General features: G+C 49.6%; 21 protein-coding genes. 5 read left to right on the plus strand and 16 right to left on the minus strand.

Translation table 11 applies throughout. The features are described 5' to 3' along the window. Positions 1-16: 16 nt before the first annotated feature. The 6 genes from tgt to ruvC form a co-directional block, all read right to left on the minus strand. Positions 17-1,153, minus strand: a complete 1,137-nt coding sequence (tgt, locus tag I8U19_RS01745) for a tRNA guanosine(34) transglycosylase Tgt (protein WP_198055011.1) — start codon at positions 1,151-1,153, stop codon at positions 17-19. A 126-nt stretch (positions 1,154-1,279) separates the two neighbouring features. Beyond that, on the minus strand, positions 1,280-2,314 hold the full coding sequence (queA, locus tag I8U19_RS01750) for a tRNA preQ1(34) S-adenosylmethionine ribosyltransferase-isomerase QueA (protein WP_198055012.1): 1,035 nt from the start codon (positions 2,312-2,314) through the stop codon (positions 1,280-1,282). A gap of 47 nt (positions 2,315-2,361) precedes the next feature. After that, positions 2,362-2,580 (minus strand): DUF2905 domain-containing protein, encoded by a 219-nt coding sequence (locus I8U19_RS01755; RefSeq protein WP_033099196.1) that lies wholly within the window; start codon positions 2,578-2,580, stop codon positions 2,362-2,364. After that, on the minus strand, positions 2,577-3,575 hold the full coding sequence (ruvB, locus tag I8U19_RS01760) for a Holliday junction branch migration DNA helicase RuvB (protein ID WP_033099197.1): 999 nt from the start codon (positions 3,573-3,575) through the stop codon (positions 2,577-2,579). The genes I8U19_RS01755 and ruvB overlap by 4 nt, the downstream gene beginning before the upstream one ends. Positions 3,576-3,587: 12 nt before the next feature. Next, positions 3,588-4,202, minus strand: a complete 615-nt coding sequence (ruvA, locus tag I8U19_RS01765) for a Holliday junction branch migration protein RuvA (protein ID WP_198055013.1) — start codon at positions 4,200-4,202, stop codon at positions 3,588-3,590. Continuing rightward, the gene (ruvC, locus tag I8U19_RS01770) at positions 4,199-4,705 is read right to left on the minus strand and encodes a crossover junction endodeoxyribonuclease RuvC (protein ID WP_033099199.1); all 507 of its coding nucleotides are present in this window, start codon (positions 4,703-4,705) and stop codon (positions 4,199-4,201) included. Before ruvC ends, ruvA begins: the two co-directional genes overlap by 4 nt. 73 nt (positions 4,706-4,778) lie before the next feature. On the opposite strand from ruvC, the gene I8U19_RS17465 reads away from it, so the two are divergent. Next, positions 4,779-4,913 (plus strand): hypothetical protein, encoded by a 135-nt coding sequence (locus I8U19_RS17465; protein WP_255517781.1) that lies wholly within the window; start codon positions 4,779-4,781, stop codon positions 4,911-4,913. Positions 4,914-5,047: 134 nt separating this feature from the next. On the opposite strand, the gene I8U19_RS01775 is transcribed toward I8U19_RS17465, so the two are convergent. Together I8U19_RS01775 and I8U19_RS01780 are read right to left on the minus strand one after the other, a co-directional pair. Next, positions 5,048-5,980 carry a polysaccharide deacetylase family protein gene (locus tag I8U19_RS01775; RefSeq protein ID WP_232337198.1) on the minus strand — a complete coding sequence of 311 codons (933 nt, stop codon included), beginning with the start codon at positions 5,978-5,980 and terminating at the stop codon, positions 5,048-5,050. Positions 5,981-6,213: 233 nt separating this feature from the next. Beyond that, a complete protein-coding gene (locus I8U19_RS01780; RefSeq protein ID WP_033099352.1) occupies positions 6,214-6,798 on the minus strand; it encodes a class I SAM-dependent methyltransferase in 585 nt (194 codons plus the stop codon). Between the two features lie 244 nt (positions 6,799-7,042). Between I8U19_RS01780 and I8U19_RS01785 the strand changes: the two genes are divergently transcribed. Further along, positions 7,043-7,978: a DMT family transporter gene (locus tag I8U19_RS01785; RefSeq protein WP_198055014.1), complete on the plus strand. Its 936-nt coding sequence runs from the start codon at positions 7,043-7,045 to the stop codon at positions 7,976-7,978. A 44-nt stretch (positions 7,979-8,022) separates the two neighbouring features. Here I8U19_RS01785 and I8U19_RS01790 read toward each other — a convergent pair whose 3' ends face one another. The 8 genes from I8U19_RS01790 to I8U19_RS01825 form a co-directional block, all read right to left on the minus strand. Continuing rightward, positions 8,023-8,196, minus strand: coding sequence for a hypothetical protein (locus I8U19_RS01790; RefSeq protein WP_160173775.1), 174 nt, complete (start codon positions 8,194-8,196; stop codon positions 8,023-8,025). A 111-nt stretch (positions 8,197-8,307) separates the two neighbouring features. Next, complete coding sequence (locus tag I8U19_RS01795) at positions 8,308-9,036, minus strand: sporulation protein (protein WP_198055015.1); 729 nt, start codon at positions 9,034-9,036, stop codon at positions 8,308-8,310. 257 nt (positions 9,037-9,293) lie between these two features. Then, entirely contained in the window at positions 9,294-9,830 is a 537-nt protein-coding gene (locus I8U19_RS01800) for a DUF1572 family protein (RefSeq protein WP_033099201.1), read from the minus strand. 197 nt (positions 9,831-10,027) lie between these two features. Continuing rightward, on the minus strand, positions 10,028-10,783 hold the full coding sequence (locus I8U19_RS01805; protein WP_033099202.1) for a YebC/PmpR family DNA-binding transcriptional regulator: 756 nt from the start codon (positions 10,781-10,783) through the stop codon (positions 10,028-10,030). A gap of 24 nt (positions 10,784-10,807) precedes the next feature. Further along, positions 10,808-11,659, minus strand: coding sequence for an NAD+ synthase (locus I8U19_RS01810; protein ID WP_081943630.1), 852 nt, complete (start codon positions 11,657-11,659; stop codon positions 10,808-10,810). After that, positions 11,659-12,513: a nitrilase-related carbon-nitrogen hydrolase gene (locus I8U19_RS01815; protein ID WP_198055016.1), complete on the minus strand. Its 855-nt coding sequence runs from the start codon at positions 12,511-12,513 to the stop codon at positions 11,659-11,661. The genes I8U19_RS01810 and I8U19_RS01815 overlap by 1 nt, the downstream gene beginning before the upstream one ends. A gap of 70 nt (positions 12,514-12,583) precedes the next feature. Beyond that, a complete protein-coding gene (locus I8U19_RS01820) occupies positions 12,584-13,528 on the minus strand; it encodes a phosphotransferase (protein ID WP_198055017.1) in 945 nt (314 codons plus the stop codon). 18 nt (positions 13,529-13,546) lie between these two features. Continuing rightward, positions 13,547-14,200 (minus strand): LysM peptidoglycan-binding domain-containing protein, encoded by a 654-nt coding sequence (locus tag I8U19_RS01825; RefSeq protein ID WP_033099205.1) that lies wholly within the window; start codon positions 14,198-14,200, stop codon positions 13,547-13,549. Positions 14,201-14,355: 155 nt separating this feature from the next. On the opposite strand from I8U19_RS01825, the gene I8U19_RS01830 reads away from it, so the two are divergent. Genes I8U19_RS01830 through I8U19_RS01840 form a run of 3 tightly spaced genes read left to right on the plus strand, consistent with a single transcriptional unit; the run spans position 14,356 to position 17,060 of the window. Beyond that, the gene (locus I8U19_RS01830) at positions 14,356-15,174 is read left to right on the plus strand and encodes a GDSL-type esterase/lipase family protein (protein WP_198055018.1); all 819 of its coding nucleotides are present in this window, start codon (positions 14,356-14,358) and stop codon (positions 15,172-15,174) included. Continuing rightward, the gene (locus I8U19_RS01835) at positions 15,158-16,096 is read left to right on the plus strand and encodes an ABC transporter ATP-binding protein (RefSeq protein ID WP_033099206.1); all 939 of its coding nucleotides are present in this window, start codon (positions 15,158-15,160) and stop codon (positions 16,094-16,096) included. The genes I8U19_RS01830 and I8U19_RS01835 overlap by 17 nt, the downstream gene beginning before the upstream one ends. Beyond that, on the plus strand, positions 16,077-17,060 hold the full coding sequence (locus tag I8U19_RS01840; protein ID WP_198055019.1) for an ABC transporter permease: 984 nt from the start codon (positions 16,077-16,079) through the stop codon (positions 17,058-17,060). Before I8U19_RS01835 ends, I8U19_RS01840 begins: the two co-directional genes overlap by 20 nt. Positions 17,061-17,066: the final 6 nt, after the last annotated feature.

Genomic DNA, 17,066 nt, shown 5'->3' on the forward strand with positions numbered 1-17,066 from the left:
AAATCATTTGCTGGAATCAAAAGGCTCTCTCCGGAGTGAGTGAACCATAATATTTCATCATAAACGAATCACGGAAATCGAGAAGCCGGTCTTCCCTGATGGCCTGTCGCACTTTCTCCATCAGCCTCAGGAGGAAATACAAGTTGTGATAGGTGGTAAGCCTCAGTCCAAACGTCTCATCCGCTTTAATCAAATGCCGTAGATACGCGCGCGAGTAGTTGCGGCAGGTATAGCAATCGCATTCGGGATCAAGCGGGGTAAAATCGCGAGCATATTTGGCATTGCGCACAACGACTCGTCCCTGACTGGTCATCGCCGTCCCGTTGCGGGCAATTCGCGTTGGCAAAACGCAGTCGAACATGTCAATTCCATAAACAGCTCCCTGAATCAGCGCGTCAGGAGAACCGACTCCCATCAGGTAACGCGGTTTATCCTTTGGCATGAGCGGCGTGGTATAAGACAGCACTTCATACATTAATTCCTTGGACTCCCCTACGCTAAGGCCACCGACCGCGTAACCGGGCAAATCGAGTTCGGCCAGCTGCTGTGCGCTCTCTTCGCGCAAATCCTGATGCATTCCCCCTTGGATGATCCCGAACAGCGCTTGCTCCTCCGGTCGGCGATGGGCCTTGATGCAGCGTTTCAACCAGCGGTAAGTCCGCTCGGTCGAAGCTTTCACGTACTCCCTGTCGGCCGGATAAGGCGGACACTCGTCAAATGCCATAATGATATCGGCACCCAATGCATTTTGAATCTCCATTGCTTTTTCCGGCCCGATAAACAGTTTCTCGCCGTTTAAGTGTGATCGGAACGTGACGCCTTCTTCGGTGATATCGCGCAATTTGCTCAGGCTGAACACTTGGAAACCGCCGCTGTCGGTCAAAATGGCACGATCCCAGTTCATAAACGAGTGCAGCCCGCCTGCTTCTTTCACGATCTCGTGCCCCGGCCGCAAAAAGAGATGATAGGTATTGCTCAAAATAATGCCCGCTCCCATCTCTTTCAATTCTTCCGGGCTCATTGTCTTCACCGTCGCCAACGTTCCCACCGGCATAAAAATCGGGGTATCAATCACCCCGTGCGGAGTATGTAAACGTCCCAGCCGGGCACCGGACTGCTTACATTCTTTGATTAATTCATATCGAACGGCCAAGATGCTTCCTCCTGTTACAAATCCCATTCTAACTTAATTCACATTCTCCTGCTACCCATTATAGAAAAGACTGATCCCAAATAACAAGTTCGCTTCTTTAAAAATTGCTTCAACCCGGAATGCAGGCTAAATGATCAACATGGCATCCCCAAAACTGAAGAAACGATAACGCTCCTTCACGGCCTCCTCGTAAGCGGCCAGAATCAGTTCGCGTGAAGCAAAAGCGCTGACAAGCATCAACAAAGTGGACTGGGGCAGGTGAAAGTTGGTCAACAGCGCATCCACAACTTTGTATGTAAATCCCGGATAAATAAAAATATCCGTCCAGCCGCTGTCAGCACGCACTTCTCCGTCAAATCGTCGCGCCACCGTTTCGAGCGTGCGGACGGAAGTGGTTCCGACCGCCACCACTTTGTTTCCCCGCTGCTTCGCTTCCCGGATCACCCCGGCTGCTTCCTCGCTGATCTCATAATACTCGGCGTGCATGTGGTGATCCTCGATGCGCTCCACCGTAACCGGGCGGAATGTTCCCAGGCCGACGTGCAGGGTGATAAAGACCACCTTGACCCCCATGGCACGAATTTCATCCAACAAGCTTTCGGTAAAATGAAGCCCGGCTGTCGGCGCGGCGGCTGAACCGACCACTTTTGAAAACACCGTTTGGTAGCGTTCCGGGTCATCCAACTGCTCGTGGATATAGGGAGGCAACGGCATTTGCCCCAATTCCTCAAACAATTTTTCCACATCTTCCGCCTCATATTGCAACCGGAAAATGCGGCCGCCTGCCACTTCCGTCTGTTCTTCGGCGATGGCCTGCAACCGGCCGTTTCCAAAACGGATCCGGGTCCCTTCTTTCACCCGTTTGCTCGGCCGAACCAATGCTTCCCACCGGTCATTCCCCAACGGTTTTAAAAGAAGCAATTCGATTTTGGCTCCGGTCTCCTCTTTTTCCCCGATCAGGCGGGAGGGACGCACCCGGCTGTCGTTTAACACCAAAACATCGCCAGGATGCAAATAGTTGATGATATCGGGAAAACGGGCATGCGTCCATGTTCCCGTCGCCCGGTTGACTACCATCAGGCGGGAGCCGGTGCGTTCGGGAGCAGGCTTTTGGGCAATCATTTCTTTCGGCAGTTTAAAGTCATACATTGATACATCCATGTCAAATCCCCATCCTTCCGAGCCTCAAAAAGAAATCGCCCGTTTGCTTAGCGAAACAGGCGAAAAAAATAGCTGATCAACGTTAAGATCACACTGATGACGATACAAGTGACAATCGGAAAGTAAAATTTCACATTTTCCTTTTCAATCACAATATCGCCTGGCAAGCGGCCCAACGGAAAAAATTTGCCTCCGGTCTGCCAGAGAAGACCGAGCAAAAACAAAATAACGCCGGCCAGCATCAACATTTTTGCCACCGAATTCATTTTGGCCACTCCATTCCAAAATGCTTCAGGCAACGCTCTGTTACCATCCGCCCGCGCGGCGTTCGCTGCAAAAAGCCGATCTGCATCAGATAAGGCTCGTATACATCTTCAATCGTGTGCGCTTCTTCTCCGATGGTCGCCGCCAACGTATCCAGACCGACAGGGCCGCCGCGAAACTTTTCAATGATGGACATCAACAGGCGATGGTCCACATGGTCAAGCCCCATCCGGTCAACCTGAATCCGGTCAAGAGCATCACGGGCGCTGTCACCGGTAATGACTCCGTCACCGGCCACCTGCACAAAATCGCGCACCCGCTTGAGCAGCCGGTTGGCAATGCGCGGTGTCCCCCTGGCCCGGGAAGCGATTTCCACCGCTCCGTCTTCCATGATCTTTACTTGTAACAGATCTGCTGCCCGTTCCACAATCAGCGTCAGCTCATCTATCGTATAGTATTCCAATCGGGCGACGACTCCAAACCGGTCTCGCAACGGAGAAGATAGCGAACCGGCGCGCGTGGTCGCCCCGACGAGCGTAAACGGCGGCAAATCCAGACGGACGGAGCGTGCACTCGGTCCCTTGCCGATCATGATATCCAGGGCAAAATCCTCCATGGCCGCATATAACACTTCCTCCACGGACCGGTTTAACCGGTGGATTTCATCGATAAACAACAGATCATGGGGACCCAAATTGGTCAGGATCGCCGCCAAATCCCCCGGCCGTTCAATTGCGGGCCCCGAGGTGATGCGAATGGACACGCCCAATTCATTGGCGATAATATTGGACAACGTGGTCTTCCCCAGTCCGGGCGGGCCGTATAAAAGCACATGATCGAGGGCTTCCCCGCGCATTTTCGCTGCTTCAATATAGATCTTCAAATTTTCCTTCACCCGGGACTGTCCTATGTATTCGCTGAAATAACGAGGGCGCAGGCTGTATTCGACCATCTCATCTTCACCCGTCATCTTCGCGGAGATGATCCGTTCCTCCATGTCTCACCCTCCTCATTTTTTCATCATCAACTGCAGTGCTTTTTTAATCCACTCTTCGGTGCTCAGGCTTGACTCCGCTGATTTTTCTGCTTCTTGCGCTGCCCAATCCGCTTCTTCCTCATTATAGCCGAGAGCCAACAAGGCGGCAATCACATCGAGACGGGCGCTGAAGTCACTTGGTGGTTCACTGTTTTCTTGCAGGGGCAGTGTGCTTTCGGAATACCCCCATGCCAGCTTTTTCAGTTTATCCTTCAGGTCCAATATCAGGCGTTGCGCCGTTTTTTTGCCGACACCGGGCAGCTTCGTCAATGTTTTAAGATCCTCCAGTTGAATGGCGCTGATCAATTGTTTCGGTGTCATCCCCGATAACATCGCCAGCGCAGCCTTGGGGCCCACGCCTGACACTTCCAGCAACAGCCGGAACAAATCCCGCTCGCTTCGCGTTGGAAAACCGTACAGCAACTGGGCATCTTCACGCACGACAAAATGCGTCGACAAATAAACCTCCTCCCCTTCCTCAAACCGGAAAGGGTTGGGCACAAACACCTGATAACCCAGGCCGTTCACGTTGATAGCGACATAATCCGATTCCCGGTATTCGACCGTTCCTTTGACAAACTCAATCATCGTTTCGCTCCCCATTTGCTCCATTTATGTATAACAGACGACGAATGGGCTTCGCAGATGGCAATGGCCAATGCATCCGCCACATCATCCGGTTTCGGCACTCTTGGAAGTCCAAGCAGCACCTTCACCATTTCCTGCACTTGCTTTTTCTCGGCCTGGCCGTAGCCAACGACAGCCATTTTCACCTGAAGCGGCGTGTACTCGGTAATCGGGATGTTCGCTTCTTCCGCGGCCAGCATCATCACCCCGCGCGCCTGGCCGACTGTAAAAGCGGTGGTGACATTCCGGTTAAAAAACAGCTTTTCAATGGCCACCACGTCAGGACGATGCTCCGCAAACAACTTCGTACAGGCGTCGTAAATCTGCTTCAGCCGTGTGGCAGTGCTTAAACCCGCCTCTGTTTGAATGCTTCCGTATTCGACCGGTTTTAACTGATTTCCCTTCTGATCGAGAATACCGAAGCCGACGATGGCAATCCCCGGGTCGATCCCCATTATACGCATGTTTCTCCCCTCTCCTGAAGCGAACACTCATTCTCTTCGGACGATTATACCATAAAACAGGGAGCGCCGGGGGATGAAATGGAATAAAGCCGGGCAAAGCATCGGCCGGACTGAAGATCGGACCCGATCGTTTATTGATTTCGACCGGCCACCACTGGCCGACTTAAGAACCTTGGCAGATCAAAAGCCGGCCAGCAACGCGCTTTGACGGAAAAAAAGCGGACGGCAGAAGATCACTCTCCTGCCGTCCGCATCTGCCCGGTATGTTCCGATCATTCGCTTCGAAATGGCAGGCGCTCTTTTGGCGAACCAAACCATTTCTCTTATGTTCACTTGTCGTTCTCATTGACTCACCTTGTTCGTATACTCTTCATAAGCAGGGATATTCAACAATTTGTCCACTGTCACAAATTCATATCCCTGCCCCCGAAAGTAATCGATCAAACCGGGAAGCACCTGAACCGTGGATTGCAGCTGCTTGCCCCCGGCGCAATGCTGCAGGATGATTCCGCCAGGGTCCGCTTCCCGTTTCACGGTGGCCATGATTTGCTCCGGAGACTGTCCGGCCCAATCGCGCGTATCAACACTCCACTGGATAATTTTAAAGTTTTTCTGCCCGAAGTGCTGTTCCAGCTGATCATTAATGGCTCCGTAAGGCGGGCGCAACAATAATGGCGATTTATGGATCGTTTGATAAATCAACTGATTGGTTTGGCCGATTTGCCTGTCGGTTTCCGGGTGTTTTAACTTCGTCAATTGAGGATGATTAAAAGAATGATTCCCGATCGTGTGCCCGTCGCGATCGATTTCCCTCAACATATCCGGATATTTCTTCACCATATTCCCGACGACAAAAAATGTGGCCGGAACCTGCTTCTGTTTAAGAATCTTCAAGATTTGCGGTGTAAATTCCCGATCCGGTCCGTCATCAAAAGTCAGGGCAATCTGTTTTTTGAATTTCGGGCCTTTAAAAACCATGGTCTTTTCTTTGATCCGATCCAATTCCGCCATCTGATCTTTGGTCATCGCCTCCTCGGGTTTGGCGACGGCCGGTTGCGCCTCACTTACCTGATGTTCGGGCGGCGGAAATCCCTTCGCTTGATTTTGCCAGCTTTCCTCTGCCATCTGACCCGCCTCTTGCGAAGACTTCCGCGAAACTTCAGATGGTCCGCGGTCTTTCGGCAGGGAACTCTCCTTCTTGGCACAAGCCGACACAAACAAAACCATGGCGAGCATAGCCCCCGTTACCCCTGCCACTCTCTTAAAACCGGTCATGTTGTAAACCACTCCCAAAGAAAAAGAAAGTGCGGCCAGTCACGCACTTTAAAAGAGACAAAATCCCTTCTATGATAACAAATTCCTTTCATATACGGGTTTATTCTAACACATCCGTTTCTTTTCGACAGCACTATTTTTATTTCCTAATGATCCAGTCTGTTGCAGCATTCTTTTAACAACAAATAAAAAAGGCTTTCTTTTTGGTCGAAAGCCTCAGGATAAACCTGTTGTCAACCCTTTTTCCGGCAATGGTAGACAAAGGCTGGCGGAAGATTGAAGGGGACAAAGGACAGATCCACCGTATGGAAACGATCCAGCAATTGTTTTCTCATCTGCAACGAATATTGGAATGTGATAAAGATGCCATCCGGTTTTAAGGCCCGGTACACACCCGTCAAAATCTGGTCCCGCAATGGCTGCGGCAAAACAGCAAAAGGCAATCCCGACAGAATTACGTCCACCTGCCCGGGTTCAATCCCGTTATCCGCCAACGACGGAATCAGTTCACAGGCGTTGTCACCAATGATAAAATCCGGAAAACGACGGATTAATCGTTCACGCAAATGGAGATCTTTTTCAAAAATCATCTTTTTGGCGCCTGATCGTGCCAATTTTTTTATGCCTTCAGTAAAAACCCCTGTTCCCGCTCCCAATTCCACCACTATCTCCGTGCGGGCCCAATCGACTTCCTTTAACATCGCCCGGGCCAAAAATCGGGAACTGGGAGTGACGCTTCCAACTGTTCTTGGAGAACGGAGAAATGAATAGAAAAAACGAAGGCGATCTGCAATCGCATGATCCATGAGCTGCAACATGAAAAACACCTTTCCGGCCACTATAAATCATAGTATTTTTATTGGATTTATGAGTATATAATAACACGAATAATTGTTAAAAAATATCCTTAAAACCCTTAAATCTGTCCAAAAAAGCCTTTTTTTAAATATTTTCCTCAAAAAGGAAATTCCATTCATCCCCAACACTGGGCAAAATCCCGGAAAAAGTTTCTTGAATGAAGCGGATCTTTCCGGGAAAATGGAATCGAAAGGAGAGAAAACCATGCAAAAACGCTGGGTTGCCGATTTAACGTTGACAGGGATTGCCTTTGTCTGGGGAATTACCTTTGTGCTGGTGCAAGATGCAATTGCCACCCTTCCTCCGTTTCATTTCTTGATGATCCGCTTTGCCTTGGCGGCCTTTTTTCTTTTCATCTACCTGCTTTGTCGAAAACCGGAAAATTTATCAAAAAGCGACCGTAAACGAAATTGGACTGCCGGAGCCCTGTTGGGCTTGTTTCTGTTTTTGGGCTACGCCTTGCAAACCTTCAGCCTGCTCTATACCACTTCAGGCAAATCGGGATTTCTCACTGGCACTTCCGTGGCTCTGGTTCCGGTTTTTGCCCTTTTTATTCTGAGAGAAAAAATGAAATTTTCGTCCGCCATTGGAGCATTGCTTGCTCTTTGCGGCTTGTATCTCCTCGCCTTTACTGATTTCAGTTCTGTTAACTACGGAGATGTGCTCGCCTTTCTCTGTGCTATTTTTTTCGCTTTGCAAATTATTTATACCGGGAAATATACAAATTCCACTTCGATGATGCACCTGGTCACGATCCAACTGGCCACGGTGGCCGTGCTAAGCGGAATTTGCGCACTGTTCACTGAGCGGCGGATCATTTTCGCAGGGCTCGGGCACCTGTTCACGCCAGGGGTGATCATTGCGCTTGTGGTTACCTCTTTGTTTTGCACTTCACTCGCCTTTATCGCCCAAACTCATGTACAAAAACAAACGAGTCCGACAAGAGTAGCGCTCATCTTCTCCCTGGAACCCGTCTTTGCGGCGTTGGGAGATTACTTCTGGAACGGAATCGCATTGACCGGACGCTCCTTCCTCGGGTGTCTGTTTATTTTGGCCGGGATGATTTTGTCCGAACTTCCTGCCTCGTCATTCAGTTTTTTAAAAAGAAAAGCGGGGAAGAATCTCAAAAAAAACGGGTGACCTCCAAATGTAAGGTCACCCGCTTCACAAGTGAAGACCCAGGATCAGCGTTTTAACCAACCGAGCAGGGCAAAGATTTTCATCTCTTTTTCCGCTTTCTCTCTAACCTCATCGGACCATCGTTTCTCCCACTCTTCCCAGTCCCCTTTTCCTTCCTGGATCTCCAATACCTCCTGCAGGGCTTTTTCCAACTGAAAGTTTTTGATCAACCTGCCCATAACCCGTCTCTCCTGTTCCTGTTACACCTATTCAGGATCATATGCGCCAGCGCATGGGAACATGACGGGATTAAAAAAGCAGGAGAAGGACATTCTTCCCCTCCCGCCGCCTTATTTTTGCTCCAACTGTTTTTGGAAGAACGTAGTCAATCGGGCTCCGTTATCCTGCAAATCCTCTTCATCCACGGTGAAGTTAACCCTTCTACGATCATCGACCGCATGATTTTCTTCATCTTTTTGCTTATGTAATTCCAAGGCCATTATGCCTCCTCCAAAGTTGACCAGCCGCACATCGGACAGGTAATCATATTGCGACGACAGCGAAAAGACAAACTCCTGATGGAAGGGACAGCCGCGCACTTTGTCGCCGGCAAATTCAGTCGTATGTCCGACATAGCTCAGATCCAGATCGAGGCGCTTCAGCGATTCGATGGCCAAATTCAAAAAGGGATGCGCTTCCACTGCGATAACATCGCGATCTTTCGGGTCGATGGCATAATCGATGGCCAATTCGGTACGCAATAAAATTTTGTAGTTTGGCGTAGTGATTGGCACATTTTCGGCCAGTGCAAAAGCAAACGGGATGGATCTTTTTTCATATGGGGCAATCACGCCGATCGGATTGATTTTTTGCTCCTGCCAGATGAAAGGAAAATGCTGGTCACCCACAATATCGACCAACAGCTGCAGATTGATCTCCTTGATCTCTTGTTCGACATCGCCCCCTTCGATCTCGATCAGGCCTTCAATCTCCTCCTCCTGGCGAAAGGTGGTTTTGTCCAGAACGGCATTTACTTTGGCCGAGCCGATTTTCATGCTGGCTAATATCTCTTTAAACATTGGTTCACTCTCCTGGCATGTCATGAATCAATGTGATGAAACGCAGTAATCGGGAAAAGCAGGGGCAGCCGGTTTGCATCAGCAAGCCTTCAACCCACCCCTATTACAGAATGGGGGCAAAAGGAACAAGGATATGCAAAAATGAAAACAGGAATGTTTTTACAGATGTTGACCGCTGAAAATCGGCGTTGCGCAGCCCGAACCGCAAATGATATGCGCGTCCTCCAACAATCCTTTGTTTTCAAACGGACGGCGCATCAATCCCGCGCCTCTTTTTGTTTTTGCCGGTTAAATTCCTCTGATTTTCCCTTGGGAATCGTCAAGCTGGCCCAATCCCGATCTTTCAGGGCTTTGGCGATAAAAACGATTTGCCCGATATGATAGGAATAGTGGTACATCTGACGCTCGATCGCCTGGATCACACTGTGTTTTTCACCACGAATGGTCACCGTTTTTGCCAGATCTTCTTCCGTCAGCGAAGTGAGTGCGTCAAAGACGGTTTCCCAGCCTTTGTCCCAATCAGCCATCATCGCTTCCAAGCTTTGATATCCATCCGTGAATTCCTCATCGCGGTTGCGCCATGGTTTTTCCCCATCCGTTCTTAAAAAATCCGTCCAGCGCGACAGCATATTTCCATGTAAATGCTTCACGATGACGGCAATGCTGTTGCTTTCCAACCCGATCTTTTTTTGGAGATCAGCGAAACTGCATTGCGCCATCGCACTTTCACCGGTTTGCTTCATTATGCGAAATTGCTTGATCACAACTGCAAGGTATTCGGTTGCCAATCCCATGTGCTTCCTCCTCGCCATCGGGTTGCCACTACGCAAAATGATATCATATCATTCAGAAAAAACAATCTCTTCCTCCTGTATCTGAAAAATATTCTTTTCTTATCTCAGACTCAATCCGGTCAACAGCATGCTTTCATACTAAAAAACCTCCCTCAAACCCGCAAGATCTGAGGGAGATCTTCCTCTGTCCGCTTTTTTTAGTCCGCATACTTGGCCAACTCGTCTTCATCCACTTCGATGTTGGCATAAACGTTTTGCACATCGTCATGGTCTTCCAGCGCTTCGATCAAGCCGATCACATCTTTGATCACTTCGCCGTGAAGCTCCACCTTATTGGAGGGGACGAATGTGACTTCAGCGGTGGAGAAGGTGAGATTTTCAGCTTCCAGAGCCTGTTTTACCTCTTCAAAGGATTCCGGGGAAGTGATAATTTCATAAGTTTGCGGATTCGCTTCAAAATCATCTGCCCCGCTCTCGATCGCCAACATCATGATCTCTTCTTCATCCAGATCCGTCGAGTCGCGTTCGATGACCAATATCCCCTTCCGTTCAAACATCCAGGCAACACAGCCCGATTCTCCCATATTTCCGCCGCGTTTGGAAAAAATATGGCGGATGTCGGCGGCCGTGCGGTTGCGATTGTCCGTCAACGCTTCGACCATAATCGCAGTACCGCCGGGGCCGTAGCCCTCGTAAGTGATTGCTTCAAAGTCCCGGCCTTCTCCTGCACCCGCAGCTTTTTTGATGGCCCGTTCAATGTTGTCGCTCGGCATGTTTTGCGCCCTCGCCTTGGCAATGGCCAAACGCAACTGATGATTGTTCGCGGGATCTTTATCCCCGGCGCGAGCAGCAACATAAATTTCCCGTGACAATTTGGCGAAAATCTTTCCACGAAGCGCATCCTGACGCCCTTTTCGGTGCTGGATATTTTTCCACTTGGAATGACCTGCCATTTTACCAAACGACTCTCCCTTCTGTCATAAGCCCCAATCGCGCAAATAGCGGAAATCCATTCCCACGGTCCGCGTACCTGTTTTCAAAATGATCGGCATGGTCCGTTTGTATTGATTGCGGATGATCCGTTTGCTCACCCGTTCAATAAAATCATCTTCAAAACCGAGCGCACGCAGCTGATCAAGCGTATAACGCTGATCAATCATGAAATAGAGCAACCGGTCGACATCGAAATAGCTGAATCCCAGTTCGCTTTCGTCAGTTTGGGCCTCCCACAGGTCAGCGCTCGGGGCTTTGGTAATAATTTGCTCGGGCACGTTCAGATACGCCGACAGTTGACGTACCTGCGTTTTATACAAATCGCCAATCGGGTTGATCGCAGAAGCAGTATCCCCGTATTGTGTTCCGTAGCCGAGCAAAATCTCCGTGCGGTTGCTCGTCCCAACAACCAGGGCATCGTACGCCGCCGACAAATCATACAGAATGGTCATGCGTTCACGTGCCATCTTGTTTCCACGTCTCAACGGTGTCGCTTCGGGAAACTGCTCAAAATAGGCATCGATTTGCGGCGTGATATCAATCGTGATCGACTCCACCCCGGTTCCATCAATCGCCGCCTGAGCATCTTCGAGGCTGGCCGGGCTGCTCGTTTTGTACGGCATCCGCACCGCCACGACATTTTCCGGCCCGAACGCCTTCACAGCCAGATACAGAGACAGAGCTGAATCAATCCCGCCGGACAATCCGATAATCACCTTGTTAAAACCGGCTTTGTTCACCTCTTCGCGCAAAGCGGTCGTCAGGAGGGTCGTGGCCAGTTCTTCATTCAGCCGCAAATACGGCGCTTGTTCCAGCATTTCTTCGATCATCTGCATTACCATGTTCCCTCCCCTGTCCGTTTACGCTTGATCCGATTTAATTCGCGAATGGTGAGATCCAAATTTTCATCCCGCAGCAGCGGCATTTGGAATCGGGCCTTTTTCACTTTTTCCATGTCGATGTCAACCACAAGCAATTCTTCTTTGAACAAGCCTGCCTTCTTCTCGATTTTGCCGAACGGGTCGACGACGGCTGATCCGCCATAGAAGGTAATGCCATCTTCTGTCCCGACACGGTTGGCAAACAACAGGTAAGTGCCGCTGAGCAAGGCATAATTTTTCAGCAGGGAATACCATGATTCCTGCGCTCTCAATTCCGGCCCGGTCAGATCCTGTCCGGGTGAGTTTGACGGAACGATGATCAGATGGGCTCCATCCTGTGCCAGGAGATAAGGAGCGGACAGATGCCAGAAATCCTCGCAAATCAGCATGCCAAACTGGCCAAACCGCGTCGGGAAACTGCGGATCACCTGGCCTTGTCCAACGTAACGCCCTTCGTCAAACATTCCATATGTAGGCAGATATACCTTCCTATGCAAATAATGAAGATTCCCGGCGGTAAGATAGGCCGCCGAATTATAAAGAATATGCTCAGGGCTGTGTTCGATGAAACCGATGACGAGATCCATTTCGCCTGCTTCCTGGGCCAGCCTTTGGATTTCCGGGCTAAACGGATCCATCGCCATCTCATACGTCAAATCCAACAAGTTATATCCCGTTAAACTGAGCTCGGGAAAAATAAGAAGATCCACTTGTTCTTCACGGGCCCGGTGGATCATTTCCCTGTGCAATTCCACATTGATATCCACTCGGCCCAAGTGTGGTCTGATTTGTGCAAGTCCTACTCTCATGCTTTGGCCTCCTCAGGCAAGAACAAGGCTTAATAAAACCAATCTAAATCATACCATAAGCCCATACGGACTACCAATAGGCGATTCCTTTGCAAAACTCTTTCCACTTATCCCGGTGTTCTATTATTTTAACCAAATAAGGGAGGGAATGTTGAGTATAAAAATTACGTTTTTTTTCAGCCAAGCCCACTACTTCCCGAAAGAAATCATTCGGAAATTGAAACAGAGTTGCAATGATTTTTTTCTCAAGCCATGAGAGAGGACGCACGGATTCGTATGCATTCAAAAACATCTCGCCGCAATCTTCATTCCAGTCGTTTTCCGTTAACATCCGGGAGGCCATTTGCCAGACATCACCGGCTTGGCAATCATAATCTGCCGTCTCAAAATCAATGAGCCAGATGGTCCGGTCTTCTCCGATTAACCAGTTATGGCTTGCCAGATCACGATGAGCCAGACATCTTCTTTCATATTCCTGATAGCAAAATTCTTTTAACGGTAGCCGCTCCAACTTTTCCCAGCAACGCAATCCTTCCAGATAGAAATCTTTTCCGACTTTCACCAGCAGTTTTCCCAGATCCCCCTCCACCTTGTTGACGCGCCTCAGCACCTGATAAAAACGCGCGAGGCGTTCTGCCACGCGCTGATAAAGAAGAAAAGCCGCCTCTTTTCGGGGAGGCGTCCATAGTTCCCTTCCTGTCTGATGGAAAGCGGCGAGTATTTTAACCATGCTTTTTACATCTTCAAGCCGTGAATATTTCCCTGACTTTCCCTTAATAAAAGGAGTGAGCAGCCAATTTTGCCCATCAGAGCAAATTGGCAACATGGCCTGAAATCCCCGTTGCCTCAATTCATTGTCCACCCTGCACCACCACTGGAGGCGGCCTGTGTGCATACGCTTGGCAATCCAGTGCATCTGCGCCGTTTCTATATACCAATTCCTTCGATAAGGAGTAATATTACGTACCTCAGTATGTAATATCCGCTCCAATAACTCCCGCCGGGGTCGTTTCATTTTCTTCCCCTTCCCGTGTTACCCTTCGCTTGAAGAGCTTTCTTTTACTGGCCAGTTTGCTGAAACCGGACTGCTGAATGCCGGAGTTGCCTGCTCTTGCCCACCGTAGGGATCTGGCTGATAAGCCTCGGGACTGTAGTTTGACACAGACGGAAAATAGGGAACATGATAACCATATCCTGACCCATAGGGATAGGGAAAAGCGGAAACAAACGGTGTCGGCCCGTATACTGGCTGCGGCCAAAAATGGGATATATGATAAGGATAAGGGCTCACTGGCGGAACCGGGGTCTTGCGGTAACCCCCTTCATCAAAAAACGAAGATTCCGGTGAGTCAAACGATGAAGAAAATCCCTGATAATAAAACGGCATTTCCGGAATATGCGGAGGTTTTGGCAAAAAATCCATCTGTTGCTTACGATCCTTTTCCGCTTTTATTGTTTTCCGTTTTTCTTCCTCAGCGGGGACATCCCCGATCTTCGTCTCCATTTCCTTATTTTTCGAAGAAGAGAGGAGAAATTTCCCTGTCGGCACCCGTATTTTCATGCCCGGTTCCAATTCATTTCCTTCAGTCAATTCCGGATTCACTTCGCGCAGCCGTTCAATCGGTGTGTTATACTTTTGAGCGAGTACCCAAAGCGTATCCCCGGGTCTTACAATATGAATCTTCATGAAACAACCCCCTTAACAAATGCTGATCATTATCATCCTATGCACAATTAAGCATTTTTTTGCCTTACAGAAATTTTTGTTTAAAAATTGCTTTAAAATAAGAAGGTACTCAAAAAATCCTGCTCAGATCAACTCGACGGAAAGAAGGATCGCTTATGGTAAAAAAATCGCTCTGGAACACAATCTATTTCCTGTCTGTCTGTTCCTTTCTGTTTTTGGCGCTGGGATGTGCCTGGGGCATCCGGGATATTCTTCAGCCGTCCGGTTCCGAAAGCGTGAAGGCCTCATCAAAGCCAAATGAAACTCTTCCCGTCCCGGCCGGCGGATTGCTGCTCGGGCTGGGCGATTCACTGACGCGGGGAATTGGCGACCCCGGCGGGCAGGGGTATTTTGGCATTGTCAAAACGCAATTAACCTTAAGGGAAAAGGAACCGATGAGCAGCGTAAACCTGGCTGTCAGCGGGCTGACGTCCGATGAGTTGCGCCGGCAGATCAAACAGCCGCACATACAAAATCTGCTCAAAAACGCGAAGTGGATTGTCATGACCATCGGAAGCAATGATTTGTTTCAAAGCAGCGGCAGTCTGAAAAAGATCGATGTGGCTGCCGCCGAGAAAAGCCGGCTTCAATATCAGCAAAACCTGACCGATATCCTGACGGAAATACGAACATGCAATCCCAAGGCAACGGTCTATCTGTTTGGCATCTACAATCCATTCGGCGACTTGCCGGAAGCAAACCTCGCTTCGCGTCTCGTGACTGCCTGGAACAACACAATTTCGCAAACAGCGGTGCAATTTGATCGCGTGGTCGTCATCCCCACGTTTGACCTGTTCGCCATGGATCCGGGGAAATATTTGTACAGTGACCATTTCCATCCGAACCATCTGGGCTATGAGCGCATGGTGGAACGCTTGTGGCAAGTGATCCAAGACCCGCCGAAGGAGGAAACGACTGATGGCCAAACAAAATAAACCGGTGTTGTACGTCGAAGGTTTAAGCAAAACGATTCGCAGGAGAACAATTGTTCAGGATATCTCCTTTGAAGTGGGCGAAGGGGAGATTTTTGGTTTTCTCGGGCCCAACGGAGCGGGAAAAACGACGACGATCCGCATGTTGGTCGGACTGATCCGCCCCAGCAAAGGAAAGGTAAAAATCGGCGGCTATGATTTGCAAACCGACTTTTTAAAAGCGATTTCCCATGTGGGCTGTATTGTCGAAAACCCGGAATTATACCCGTACCTAACCGGAAGGGAAAATTTGGAATTGTTTGCCCGGATGGCCCGCATCGATCATGCCCGTATCCGTGAGGTGGTGGAACAAGTCGAACTGACGGAACGCATCGATGATCCTGTCAAAACCTATTCACTCGGCATGAGACAACGTCTCGGCATTGCGCAGGCATTGTTGGGAAAACCGAAACTCCTCATTCTTGATGAACCGACTAACGGCCTGGATCCGGCCGGAATTCGCGAATTGCGCGCCTTCATTCGCAAACTTGCCCGCAAGGATGGAATCAGTGTTTTTGTCTCCAGCCATATTTTGCATGAGGTGCAGTTGATGTGCGACCGTGTGGCCATCATTCACCAGGGAAAGCTGGTTCAAACCGGCCCCATCGGCGAACTCGTCGGAGACCAATCCATGGTCGAATGGAAAATCGAACCGGCCGACCGCGGGCTGAAGGTGCTGCAATCCCTGCCTTATGTCACCCGATGGGAACAGCCGGATGACGGGCGAATTCTCGTTCATATGCCGGCTGAAAAAATAGCGGAAACCAATCGCTCCTTGGTTGATAAGCAGATTCTGGTTCATGAGATCCGCACACACCGCCCGACCCTTGAGGATATCTTTTTGCAAATGACAGGAGGAGTGGAAAGTGCAGCATCTGATCTATAACGAAATGATGAAGCTGATTCGCAAAAAGCGGATCTGGGTCATCGCCCTGATTTTGCTTATTTTGATTCCCATTTTTACATATGCCCAGTACCGGACGACAAAAGAGACCATGGAACGATTGGGCACTTCCGATTGGCATGCGCTTCTGACGCAACAAATCGTTGATGCGCAAAACCGCCTGTCATCCAATCAGATCCCGGATGAATGGAAAAAATATCTGAAATTGAACATTGAGCAGCAACAATACTATTTGGACCATGACATCAATCCGACCGCGCCGGGAGGACCGACCTTTATCCGCAAATTTGTGGAACAGGCGGTCGAACTCTTTTTGCCGCTGCTTGTCGTCATCCTGGCTGCGGATATTGTTTCATCCGAACATTCGGCTGGGACGATCAAGCTGTTGCTAACCCGGCCCGTGCCCCGTTTCAAAATCTTGCTCAGCAAATATATCGCCTTGTTGCTGGGAACTTCTTTCCTCATTCTTATGACGGCCGTTCTCGGTTATGTCATCTCTGGCGCGGTTTTCGGCTATGAAGGATGGACCATGCCGGTTTTAACAGGCTTTTCGCAAAACGGAAACAATCTGGTCACCACCCATGTCCATCTTTTGCCGCAATGGAAATATGACTTAATGGCTTACGGATTGGCCTGGTTTTCCTGCTGCGCGATCGGCACCATCTCATTTATGGTCTCCGTTTTGGTCAGGAGCACGGCTTCAAGCATGGGGATCATGCTGGCAGCCGTGATCTCGGGAGGCTTGCTCAGCCAGTTGGCCCCGTCCTGGGAAGCGCTGAAATACCTTGCCTTTACCAATCTGGGCTTAACCGATTATCTCTCAGGGCATCCGACCCTGGTCGAAGGAATGAGTCTTCCTTTCTCTCTCGCCGTTTTAAGCATATGGTCGCTTCTTTCCCTTCTGGTAGCCTTTGTCGTCTTTACCCGCCGCGACATCCTCGCTTGATGGTAT

Source organism: Thermoactinomyces sp. CICC 10523 (assembly GCF_016055105.1).
Lineage (GTDB): Bacteria > Bacillota > Bacilli > Thermoactinomycetales > Thermoactinomycetaceae > Thermoactinomyces_A > Thermoactinomyces_A daqus.